Source organism: Paenibacillus sp. HW567 (assembly GCF_000374185.1).
Taxonomy (GTDB): Bacteria; Bacillota; Bacilli; order Paenibacillales; family Paenibacillaceae; genus Paenibacillus_AQ.
This window is the reverse complement of sequence record NZ_KB910518.1, coordinates 1309916-1321955: the sequence shown is the minus strand read 5'-3', so window position 1 is coordinate 1321955 and position 12040 is coordinate 1309916. Positions and strand designations below refer to the sequence as shown.

The window sequence follows — 12040 nt, the reverse complement described above, 5'->3', positions numbered from 1 at the left end:
GCTCTGTCATGGATCATGCTAAGAACGGCGTCACCCCCTCTCCGGGAGGAGCGGAGTTTCATATCCCGGCCTCCCGGAGCACTATAAAAGTTGAACTATAGATTTTCATATTGGGGTCTGGTCGTAACTGCGGGGAATGTTTGGACTTCCACGCTTCGCTCCGTAAGTATCCAAACTTCCCCTCCGTCACTTCCGCCCTTTTAATATTTTCTTTAGTTGAACTGATATAGATGTCATTTGCCAAAATCACGAATTATAGTTGTTATACGTATTATTTCTTATGCTCTTCTCCAACCCAGACGGACATTTCGCCCTCTCCGCGGTTGGCCCAAGTGAAATATGGAATGAATTTCAGCTCCTGCTTCCGGCTGCTCCAGGCTGAGCCGCTGGCGTACAGCTCCTCCCCCCAGCCTGCTTCCGGCTGAATTCGCTCTCCGGCGACCGATATCGTCTTAATACCCTTAGGGAAGCCGGGCTCCTCCGCAAGCGTATATTCGCTTTCGGACGGCAGGCGAAGCTGGTACAGTCTTTTACCGTTATCGGCCTCCTCCAGACAATAGACGAAAGGGCCGCGCTGCAGAGCCACCTTGGAAAAGGTCTGGCGGATATGCGGATGCCCCTTGACCCGCGTTACCGGCATGGCAAAACACAGCTCAACGGTGTCGCCGGATGACCACTCGCGGGTCAAGTGAATATACCCGTCCGCATTCCCTGTGTGATAGACCCGGGACTCACCGTTCATGGTTACCCGGACCTCCTGGCACCAATCCGGCAGCCGCAGCGCCACCGTGAACTTCCCGGCCCGCTCCGGTTCTACGACTAAGCGGACCTTTCCATCCGAGGTATAGCTGGAGAACTGCTCGACAGCTACCGGCACGCCGCCCACAATCATTTCCGTACGGCCCCCGATATAAAGCTCGACATACAAGGTATCACCTTGAGCGGAATAGATGTAATCTCCGAGCGAGGCCAGCAGCCGGGACACGTTCGGCGGGCAGCAGGCGCAGGTGAACCAGCCTTGGCGCACTGCTTTTACATGATTATAATTCTTGTTCTTGCCCAGCACTTCCGGGTACACCTCAAGCGGATTCACATAGAAGAACTTGGTTCCATCCAGGGACATTCCGCTGATTACAGTATTGTAGAGCGCCCGCTCCATAACATCCGCATATTTGCTGTTGTGTTCAAGAGCCAGCATACGCCGGGCAAAAAAGATCAGCCCCACGGAAGCGCAGGTTTCCGCATACGCCAGGTCCGGCGGCAAATCATAATCAGCCGTGAAGGATTCTCCCTGCTCCATAGACCCGATGCCGCCCGTGACATACATCCGCTTGTTTACGATGTTCTCCCACAGCTTCCGGCAGGCCGCCAGCATGGCTTCGTCCCCGGTCTCAAGGGCAATGTCGGCCATTGCTGTACACATGTAGACCATGCGAACGGCATGCCCCTCCGCAGTAGTCTGCTCCCTGACAGGCAGGTGGGATTGGCTGTACTGATGGTCATGAACCATGGAAAGCTGCGGAAAATGCAGCGTGCGGCCCCGCTTTTCCCATTCCTGTTCGAAATAATGCGGCTCGCTTCCGCGCTGGTTCAGGAAATAACGGCTTAGTTGCAAATACTTCTCTTCCCCTGTGGCGTGGAACAATTTCACAAGCGCCAGCTCGATCTCCTGATGCCCGTCATAGCCCTGCAGCTTACCGGGTTCCGTCCCGAAGACGTCAGCAATATAATCCGCATAGCGGCTGGCCAAATCCAGCAGCTTTCTTTTGCCGGTGGCTCTGTAATAAGCGGTTGCCGCTTCGATTAAATGTCCCGCGCAGTACAGCTCATGGCATTCCGCCAAATTGCTCCACTCTTGGCCCGGCTCCTTCAGCATGAAGTACGTATTCAGATAGCCGTCCTCCCGCTGGGCCGCTGCGAGCAGATCAACAACTTCATCCGCAATGTCCTCAAGCGCCGGATCACGCGCAGTTTCCAGTAGGTAAGCTACAGCTTCAAGCCATTTGCTGACATCGCTGTCCTGAAACACCATGCCATAGAACTCGCCTTCTTCCCGGCCTGCGGCAATCTTGAAATTACGGATCGCATGGCTGGGTTCGGCACCTGCAATCCGGTCATTCAGCGCCTCCCATTGATACGGAACCATGACCTCGCGGACCAGACGGATATATTCCGACCAGAAGGGATCCGCAATCTGAACCCTGCCGCGGGCGGGTGACATATTATCATTCATTTATGGAACTCTCCTCTCATCTCTGTAACAGATTATCTGCTGCTTCGGTAACAGCATCAGCCCTTGATTCCGCCAACCGTCAAGCCTTCCATGAAGAAACGCTGGAAAAATAAGAACAGAACCAGAATAGGCAAAATAGCGAGCACAGCTCCCGCAATCAGCGCTTCATAGTTATTGCCGAGCGGCGAGACGAAGGAAGCCAGCCCGATCGGCAGCGTGAACTGCTCTGTCGTGCGCAGCACAATCAGCGGCCACAGGAAGTTGTTCCAGCTATTCATGGCCTGCAGAATCGTAATGGCTCCGAAGGCCGGGGCCATGAGCGGCACCATGATTTTGAAGAAAATGCCGTATTCCGAGCAGCCGTCGATCCGGCCGGCATCCATGAAATCCTTGGGCAGACCCAGCGCGAACTGGCGGAAGAAGAAGATCGGCAGCGGCGACACGATAAAGGGCAGAATGACACCCCAGATCGTATTGATCAGCTTCAGGGAGATCATTAATTTGTAGAGCGGCAGCAGAATGATCTCCACAGGGATCATCATCACTACCAGCACCAGGGTAAAAATCAGATTCCGGCCTTTGAAACGGTACATTCCCAGCCCATAGCCAACCATTGAAGAAAATAGCAGGCTAAGCAGAGTGAACAGCGTGGTGATCAGCAGACTGTTCTTATACCAGCCAAAATAGTTGCCCGCTGCCCCTTTACCGGAAAAAATGCTATGGTAATTGTCCAGGCTCATCAAGCTGAAATCCAGCCGGACATTCAGGCCGTATCTGAACAATTCCGTAGCCGGCTTCAGGGAAGCCAGGAACAGGGCATATAGCGGAAACAACATTAGGGCCGCAAGAATAACAAACAAGACCAGGAGCAGCAAGGAGGATAAGGTGAATTTGGATTTCACTTTAGTGTGCATGGCTTAGTCCTCCTTCCTGAACATGCCGGTGAGTGTCAATTGCAGCAGGCTGACCAGTAAGGTGATGCCCAGCAAGGTGATGCCGATGGCGGAACCAAACCCGAGATTGAAATATTGGAAGCCCTGCTGATAGATGTAACCGACAATGGTTAATCCAATGTTCTGTGGTGAAGGCTTGCCTGCCCATAGCATATAGCTCTCGGTGAACATGGCATAACCGCCATATATAGTGATCGTCACGACATAAATCGTGATCGGCTTCAGCAGCGGAACGGTGATCTTGATTAATTTCCGGAAAGCGCCGGCCCCATCAATTTCAGCCGCTTCATACAGCTCGCCGGGAATGCTCTGCAGAGCGGACAGGAAATATAATATGTTGATGCCGATCCATCTCCAGCCGGCCAGCACAAGCAAGGCAAACATCCCGAGGCTTGAGCTGTACAGCCAGCGCTGACTGGATATGCCGAAGAGATGCAGAACCGAATTCATTAAAGCCCCGTCCAGCTCGCCAAAAATCAGACGGAACACAACACCTGCTACAACCACGGAGGTAAGCGCCGGAATAAATAAGGTGGATCTGAAAAAATTGCTCCAGGGCATTTTTTTCGAATTAAGCAGTACAGCCAGAACCATTGGCACCGGAATCAGCAGCAGCAGCGTCCAGATGGTATAACGGCTGCTGTTGTATAGCGCCGCGCCGAAATCTTCATTCCACAGTCCCTTGTAGTTATCGAGTCCAACAAACGACACGTCTCCCGGGAGCACTTCCTGAAAGCTCATCACCCCCGCATTTATCAGCGGGTAAGCGAAGAAAACGGCGAAGGACAGCAGAAATGGTAAAACGAACACATAAGGTGCCAATTTTTGCGAATTTCCCAGATGGTAGCTCCTTTTAGGGCTTTTGGTCAACTCTCTTTCTATCTGCATAACCAAACCTCCACTCTTTTTGCCGTAGATATAATTGCGGTAAAACTATGGCTGTAAAGGGGAAGAATATTCCCCTTTACAGCTTGTTTTCGCTTTCATTCATGAGGGATGAATTATTTCAAGCTGGCCTGCACTTCTTTCAGCACCTGTGCCGGGTCCTTCATGTCGATGAAGATCTGCGGCATTGCCTTGTTGCGGATCGCATCGAACACCTCCGGCGATTTCTCGCGGATATGAACCGGAGCGATTTCATCCTTGACGCTAAGCAGTGTATCGAAGATATCTGTGCCGAAATAATCGGTGAATTTGTTCGATTCCTTCATGGCCGGATCGCTCCATACATCCGTGCGGATCGGGTCGAAGCCAAGCTGCTTCCAGATCTGCAGGTTGCCTTCCTTGGACAATTTGGCGTAGGCCAGGAATTCCTTGATCAGATCAGGATTTTTTGCCTGATTGGTAATGGAGGTTGCGGTTCCGCCCATACCGGCGGAGCGGTTACCGCCTTCTTGCCAGGCCGGCATCGGACGGATAATGATTTTGCCCTTCAGATCCGGCATATGATCAGTGAAGCGGTTCATGAACCAGAAAGGCATGAAGACCGATGCTGCGCTGCCCGAATCCATATACCCGAAGTATTCCTCTGTATCATGGCCTGCGCCCGGAGCGACAGCAGCCACGCCTTCCTTCACCAGCTTCTGGAAGAATTCCATGGTCTTCACATTCACCGGCGTATCTACGGTAACATTGCCGTTCTCATCCACCTGGTCGGAGCCCTGCTGGCTGATCGCCGGCCACCAGGACCAGTTGCCGTTGCCTTCGAACGTGATCATCGGTTTGCCTGTTTTATCAAGCACCTGTTTGCCTGCCGTCTCGAAATCGGCCCAAGTCTTAATATTGTCCGGGTTCACTCCTGCCTTATCGAGCATTTCCTTGTTGTAGTACATCACGGTTGCGCCTACATGGTAATCAATGCCATAATATGTGTTGTCTTTGCTGTAAATCTCTACTCTGGACTTTACAATATTGCCAAGCTCAGGCTCCACAATGTCGTTCAAGGATACGAGCTGCGGGGTTCCCTTCATAAAGTTCGGAAACTTGCTCTGCTCGATATCGACCAGATCCGGTGCGCCTACACCTGATTGCAGGGCAACCAGCAGCTTGGTGTGCATGTCGTCATAAGGTATGGTTGTTGCTTCCAGCGCAATGGCCTTGTCCGGGTGGCTTTCGTTCCAGCTTGCCGCCATGCTCTCATAGAATTTCTGATGTGCGTCTACAAAGGTCCAGAAGACCACCTTTTGCGCTTCGGCAGCAGGTTTTGCCGTTTCGCTGCCTTCCGTTGCCTTGCTTCCGCTGTTGTTGGTTGCCGGCTGATTGGACGGGGATGTCTCTTTATTCCCGTTTCCACCGCAACCGCTGAGCCCCATAACCAGAATCAGCAATAATACCGTCGTGCACAGAAATGCTTTTTTCATTCAGCTTCCTCCTTGAACGATATATACTTAGCCCTATGCGGGGTTAAGCCGGTCAAAAAACTTCCGTTGCCAAGCAAATCCGATCCAACAAACCGGTTTCTTTTTTAAGCTTTTCAACTTTTCAGAAAGCGCTTTATTTATAATAATACATGTTGTATCATGAAAAAAAACACAGAATTCCAACCTTATTTTTAATCATTTCAACCTGCTTGGAGGAATGTAAAATGAACTCGCCCATTCTTCATTTTATCTCGCCGCCCATTCCTTACTTCGTAGATTGCGGACATGCCACATATACTGCGGGGGATTATCACATCAACCGCAACTGTATTGGCGTCTTCGATCTGATCGTTGTGCTGAAGGGCACTCTTCCGGTCGGGGAAGACGGCAAGCAGTGGGAGCTGCACGAGGGTGAAATTCTTATTCTCCGTCCAGACGGCCATCATTACGGCTCCGCTCCCTGCACCGGGGACACGAAGATCATCTGGATTCATTTTCAGACCTTTGGAAGCTGGAAGGAATGCGCGAGCATGGATGAATGTCTGGACAATCAAGGCACTCTAATCGAAAGCCATAAGCACAACGCCTATCTCAACCATGCCGATGTCTGTTCCATTTATATTCCCAAGCATATGCAGATCACGGGAAAAGCAATGGAGGTGCTGGACCTGTTTTTTGAACAGGAGCATGAACCGCAGTCCCTGCGCAACTGGAAACGCCAGGCTTCCTTCCAATCCTTCCTCCAGCACCTGGACCGTGACCTTGCCTCCCCCTCCGATGCTACCGCCATTCAGCTTGCCGAGAAGGTGGAGCTGTTCATCCGCCATAACTATACCCGGGACATCAACAATCCCCTGCTTCAGAAGGAGCTGAACTATCATCCGAATTATTTGGCCAAAAGCATGCTGAAAGCCTATGGTATGACGCCTATGGCCTATCTGCAAAACTACCGTGTGGAACAGTCCAAGCGCCTGCTTCTGCAAACCTCCTGGTCCGTTACCCGGATCGCCGAGGAGGTCGGGTTTCACCACGTCTCCCATTTCTCCTCCTGCTTCTCCAAGAAAGAGGGGCTGTCCCCCTCAGGCTTCCGCAGTAAATTTATTCAGAAGCGTTAGGCGAGGGGATCTAATCGTTTTAAAGGGCAGCTTTTTCTTTCGGGTAAAATAGGGTTTTTGACATAAAGCACTGGTGCGGCTGACATTTCTCGTATGAGGGATGTCTGCTTGTCAAGTTCTATTTTTTCGTGCAAAAAAAAGAGCGGGCTATCTTTTTGATAACCTGCTCTTTTTCTTGATTTTTGGCCCTGCGCCTTAACTTAATGACATTGAGTAGTGGCATCACCTTTTTGAACTACAAACCCTACGGCAAAAGATAGATATGGAACTCTCAAGTTGTTTCTTGTAAATGCGAGATCTGAAGGAAATTGCAGAGATTCTTGTAAATCCGGAATCTAACCCCGATGAGTCCTGCCTACTTACTTACGAAGCAGAGATATAATAAAAAATTTACAGCCCTGCTTCCGTGAGTATCGTACTTTAATTATAAGAATTATTGTTCATAGATATCCAATCTCTAAAAAGTTTTTCACTTAATAGTTCCGGACATACCTTTTGACTAAAATTAATGAAACTTCCAAATAAATTTTCAAGCATTTTTTTTACAATTGACTTATTCATTTCTATAGTTGATGGTGAAGGTTCCCAACCTAGCATTAAACTGCGGCATTCTAAAAGCAGTTGTTCTCCCCCTTCATCCCGAAAGGCTATTTCCCTCATTATACCTTGCTCATAAAATCCTAGGTTGCAGTTGTATTCGTTGTTATTAAACTTTTGAATTATTTCCGGTAATTCCTCGATAATTGATGGAAGATCAAATTCACAATCAACAGGCCATCCTTCACTTCCAAAACCTGAAACAATAAAATCAATACTTCTAGTTTGATGTAGATACTTACAAATATCTAATATTACACTAGATTCATTATCAAGTTCATCGTCGTAAATTTTTTTTTCAATTGTCATTTCATGAAGTTCACTTTTTTGTTGTAAGCACATTCTAAACACTTAATTTCCTCCTTCTTATTCATATATGTCATGATTATCCTTTTAATTCAAAAGCATCACTTACAGGGTAGGCAGTTTTTATTTTACCTGTTTTTGAGTTTGGAATAATAACGGCTCTGCGAGCTGGTATTATATCCCAAGAGGGTTGTATTACTTGTCCTAATCCCTCTGGTATTTCTAATACTGTTGGCTTATCAACTTTACCATACAAGTTTAATAATTTTGCTGCTTTTTGGTTATCTAGCCATTGACCTTGTTCTGTCATTACTCCTTGTTCATTCACAGTTCTTGCCCGTCCTTTCAATGAATCTAAAGTTTTTTTGCCTGCGCCATGTGTTTCAAAAGTATGACCAAAGTTCGGTAAGCTCTTCCAGTTCACCTCACCATTTTTCCCGGACAACCATCCTGCATCATTCTTACCGGTGGCGCCCCCTTCTTTATCCAAGTAAGGTTCAACCACTGTCAGCGCAGGAACTAATGTTCCAAGTTGTTCATTTGTTACTTGCTCGATTTTTTTAGTTTCAACTGTTTCGAGCTTGCCTGTAAGTTCCTTGGTAGATTCACCCAGTCCTTGATTATCCTCACTATCAGAATTCGCTACAACATTACTCGCTTCCTCTACAATCCTTGATACTCTTTTTGGATCCTCACTAGCCATCATCACCACATGTCCGCTGCCACTCTTTTCGACCCAGAGCTTGTGGTTTTCTTTGCCGATTTTGAAATTGACCAGCAGGCCGGAGATGGCGTTCTTGAGCTTGCCGGCTCCGGCCACCGCGAGGTTGACTCCGGATTTCAACAGTTGCTTGCCGAAGGCTAACAGCCGGGAGTGAACGCCTCCCTTAACCGTACCGAGAAAACCGCCGCCGGATTCTTTTTTGGCAGCCCCTGCTTTTCCGCCGGCTTTTTGCTCTTCTTTTTGGCTTGGGCTGTCTTTGCTGCCTCCTCCTGAGGTCCCGGACAGATTTGCCAGCAGCTTCGCGCCGTTGCCGAAGACACTACTCGCCTGCGATTCAGCATCATCGACAAGAGCCGTCGCTCCGCTGGTGGCTTCGTCGATCAATCCACCGACCTTTTCTACAGGTCCCTGAAGCGGCTGCATCAAACCCTGGACCGGGCCGGACGCTGCGATCTTGTTGATCAGCTTGTCCGCAAAAGGAATATGCTGGCGGATCAGGTCAACCAGAGACTCACCTGCTACAGCTTCAATCCCCTTGAACACGGCCTTAATCAGCGCTGACGGCGGATTGGTGATGATAAAATTCAGTACCATATCCACACCTTTATTGGCCAGTACCGTCATGAGCTGGGCCGGTTTCCCGAGCAACTGCACCTTTGCTTTAATCCCGCCGGCGGCTTCGGTTACCTTTTCCCGAATCCCCTTAAAAAAACCTCCGGCGGCTTCCTTAAGCTTACCGGCCCCCTCATTAAGGGCCTCAGCGGGATTCTTTACAACCTCCAGTGCCTGAACAGCACCGGCATATGCCATACTGAAAGGATTAAACCACGACTTGTCCGATATGTTCATAACCGGAAGAGCCTTGTTGATGGCCCCGGCAACCTTGCCTACAGTCTTTTGCAGAATCCCGAACACACCCTCAAGGAGCTGCAGCACCTTCATCAGCCCTTTTTCCTGGCCTCCGCTTTTCGGAGCCTTACCAGCGTCCTTGTCCTTCTCCTTATCGTCCTCCTGGCCCGTTTGTAGCGGCTGAAGTTCACCGAACAGCCCCTTGACCAGAAAACCGCCCATTCCCGACGGATTCAGGAACTGCTTCACATTCTGCACTTTGAAATTCCGCAACGTGTTGACCACAGTCATGACCGAGTTCGCCTGACGCAGAAGCTTAGGGAGTGTCGATGTCAGCCAGACGCCGATTTGAACCAAAATACTGCCTCCGCCTGTCGCAAAAGCGGCAGCAATTTCAGCAGAAATTTGTGCAATCTCCAGGAACTTGCCGAAATTCACTTTAAAGTCGCCGTTCAGGAATTTCCCGATTCCCGACAATATGCCGTTATATAGCGACTGGACACCGGCGAACAGCTTATCCACCGTTTTCCCCATGAAGTCCAGGGCGGTGCTGACCCCTTTTTTCAGAAGGCTCGCAGCAGTATTGACGGCTTGAACCGCCTTATTCACCGCACGGTCGATCCAGCCGTTGATCTTCTTGGCAATGCCCGGAAAACGGGCGAATATTTTATTGGCTAAGCCCTTCAGCACGTTTCCGAAGCCTTTAATGGCGCTGACAATCAGCTTCCGTCCTGCTTCAATCAGCCCCACAACGGCTTGCTTCGCTTTATCAAAAATGGTTTTAACTGCCTTCCGCAGTTGGGTGAAGAGGAAGTTCATGCCCTTTTGGATGGCTTCCCCGACCTGCCTTCCTTTTTCCTTGATCCATTCCCAGGGGTTTTTCGCTTTTTTCTTTGTTTGCCCGCCTTCGTTTTCGCCTTCCTTTTGCTTCTCCTCTGCCTGGGTTTTCGTGGTTTTATATTCCTGCCGGGATTCGCTTTCGGCTTCGGACAGCTTTTTCTTGACCTCGCCTTCCTTCTCAGCCTTGATCCCGCTAATCTCCTTGTTCTTCTCTGCAGCGGCAGTACCCGCTTCACGGTCAAACTCCCCGCTGGTAGCCTTGATCTCTTCCTGCCACTGGCTCCGGTATCCCGAGACTTCCGATTTGGCAGCAGCCTGTTCGCTTCGCTGCTTCTCTGAAGCTTCGGTTTTCAGCCGTTCCACTTCGGCTTTTGTATCCCTTTTGGCAGTGGTGAGTCCGCTGTCAAACGGCTCCTTCCCTTTCTGGTACTCTGCCTGGCTATTCTCCATATAGGTCTGAAGCGGGCCCTCCAGGTGAGGGTTGAGGTAGCCGGCAACATCGGGCGGGATCACACCAGTGGATTTCAATTGAAAAGCTGGCGGAGCCACGGCGCGGATCGCATGCCCGGATGTGAGAATAGCATCGTCCGGCTTGGGCAGAATCCGGTCCTCTCCGAAATCCTGCCGGGTCTGCTCCAGCTCGGAGTGCTGTACAGTCTGCATATGCTGCGCAGCCTCTGCCTGATAGCTCTCCACCTGAGAGGGGTCCGCTTCACCCGTCAGGCCAATCTCCGGCGGATTTGCCGCATACCGGCTTGCTTCCGCCATAATCTGGTCAGGATCTGCCTCCTCCGGGGTTTGAGGGAAGCTGGCCATCCCTGCCGGGGTATCCCCGCCCTTTTTCCCGCTCTGAAAAGCGGGCAGCTCGGAAGCCGGCACCGCACCCGCCGCTTTCCGCTTCGCAGAACCAGCAGCTTCAGTATCCTTGCCGGGTGCGATTCCGGTCGGTGCCGGAATTGCAGGCAGCGCCTTCTCGGCCTGCTGCCGTTGCTGCTCCAGCGCTCCCCCCGAGACATCTACCGCTTGAGTGTAAGCCTCCACGATTTCTGCCGGAGCAAAACTGCCGAGCTGCCGGATCACACTGCCCGGATTATCGCCTTTAATCTTTACAACAGGAGCTTTTGCCGGTGCCTTTCTGGCTTGCAGCGGCAGGTTAGCGGACAGCGGACCAGAAGAAGCAGCAGACTTAGGCCGGTCCGGAGCTGGCTTGGCTGAGGTCTTTTCCTCCGGCTTGGTTTGTTGCTTCGCGCCTGAACTGGCTTCCGCCTTTGCTCCTGCTTTCCCTTCTGGCTTCGCACCTGACTTGGCCTCCCCGGTTGCTCCTGCCTTACCCTCGAACTTGGCATCTGCGGCTGACTCCGCCGTTCTTTCCGCCTGAGCTTCCGCTTTAACCATCGCAGGCTTATTCTCAGACTTTTGTTTCCGTCCGGTTCCGGGTTGAGATGCCGTTCTGGTGGCATGGATTACCTGAACTGCAGCCGGTTTATCTGGGAGTGGCGACAGCTTACCTTCAGCATCCTTTTTAAATTCAGTCGTAGCCCTGTTGTCTTTTTCAGTTTTCGGGCTGGTCTTTTCAGGCTTTTCAGAACTTTCAGGCTTTGCAGCTTGTGCTGATACAGGCTGGGCCGAAACCTCTGACTGATGTATTGACGGTGACGCTTGCGGTATTGAAGAGTCGCGTGAAGCAGCAGGCAGGTTCTGAGAATCTTTCGATGTTATATCTGAGGTTGTGTCCGCTCGCTCTGCCTTTCCCTTGTTCCGCTTGCCTTGGTCAAGCAGCATAAGAGCGCTCCGAAGGCCAATGACACCCGTGAGCATAGCGAACTCACCGGAGGTTACCGTTTCCGGGGCCGTTAAGAGTCGGTTAGTTAGGCGTTTGAGCTCAAGCGGTGTTCGCAGTTGTGGCTTAAGAGCCGCTTTGTCTGTGAGCGGGGCTTGTGCAGAACTCTTTTTAGTCTCAGTCTGCTGCTCCGCCGGCTTGTGTACAGCAATCTTGCTTGACATAGAGGGTCACTCCCTGAAATTCCGTATACAAGTAATGGTAATTTCAGGAGCTGATTCAC

Annotated in this window: 7 protein-coding genes; 1 reads left to right on the top strand and 6 read right to left on the bottom strand. The window is 50.8% G+C overall.

The annotated features are described in order from the left end of the window. Positions 1 to 271: 271 nt before the first annotated feature. From B212_RS0105795 to B212_RS0105780, 4 genes are all read right to left on the bottom strand, one after another. Positions 272 to 2233, bottom strand: coding sequence for a glycoside hydrolase family 127 protein (locus B212_RS0105795; protein ID WP_019909524.1), 1962 nt, complete (start codon positions 2231 to 2233; stop codon positions 272 to 274). A 56-nt stretch (positions 2234 to 2289) separates the two neighbouring features. Next, the gene (locus tag B212_RS0105790; protein ID WP_019909523.1) at positions 2290 to 3147 is read right to left on the bottom strand and encodes a carbohydrate ABC transporter permease; all 858 of its coding nucleotides are present in this window, start codon (positions 3145 to 3147) and stop codon (positions 2290 to 2292) included. Positions 3148 to 3150: 3 nt separating this feature from the next. Next, positions 3151 to 4074, bottom strand: a complete 924-nt coding sequence (locus tag B212_RS0105785) for a carbohydrate ABC transporter permease (protein WP_019909522.1) — start codon at positions 4072 to 4074, stop codon at positions 3151 to 3153. A gap of 113 nt (positions 4075 to 4187) precedes the next feature. Then, positions 4188 to 5546, bottom strand: coding sequence for an ABC transporter substrate-binding protein (locus tag B212_RS0105780; RefSeq protein WP_019909521.1), 1359 nt, complete (start codon positions 5544 to 5546; stop codon positions 4188 to 4190). Positions 5547 to 5770: 224 nt separating this feature from the next. Here B212_RS0105780 and B212_RS0105775 point away from each other — a divergent pair, with 224 nt between their 5' ends. Further along, complete coding sequence (locus B212_RS0105775) at positions 5771 to 6661, top strand: AraC family transcriptional regulator (RefSeq protein ID WP_019909520.1); 891 nt, start codon at positions 5771 to 5773, stop codon at positions 6659 to 6661. A gap of 420 nt (positions 6662 to 7081) precedes the next feature. Here the strand turns inward: B212_RS0105775 and B212_RS33005 are convergent, their stop codons facing one another. Both B212_RS33005 and B212_RS34920 read right to left on the bottom strand, forming a co-directional pair. After that, positions 7082 to 7609: a hypothetical protein gene (locus B212_RS33005; protein WP_019909519.1), complete on the bottom strand. Its 528-nt coding sequence runs from the start codon at positions 7607 to 7609 to the stop codon at positions 7082 to 7084. 34 nt (positions 7610 to 7643) lie between these two features. Continuing rightward, positions 7644 to 11981: a hypothetical protein gene (locus B212_RS34920; protein WP_019909517.1), complete on the bottom strand. Its 4338-nt coding sequence runs from the start codon at positions 11979 to 11981 to the stop codon at positions 7644 to 7646. Positions 11982 to 12040: the final 59 nt, after the last annotated feature.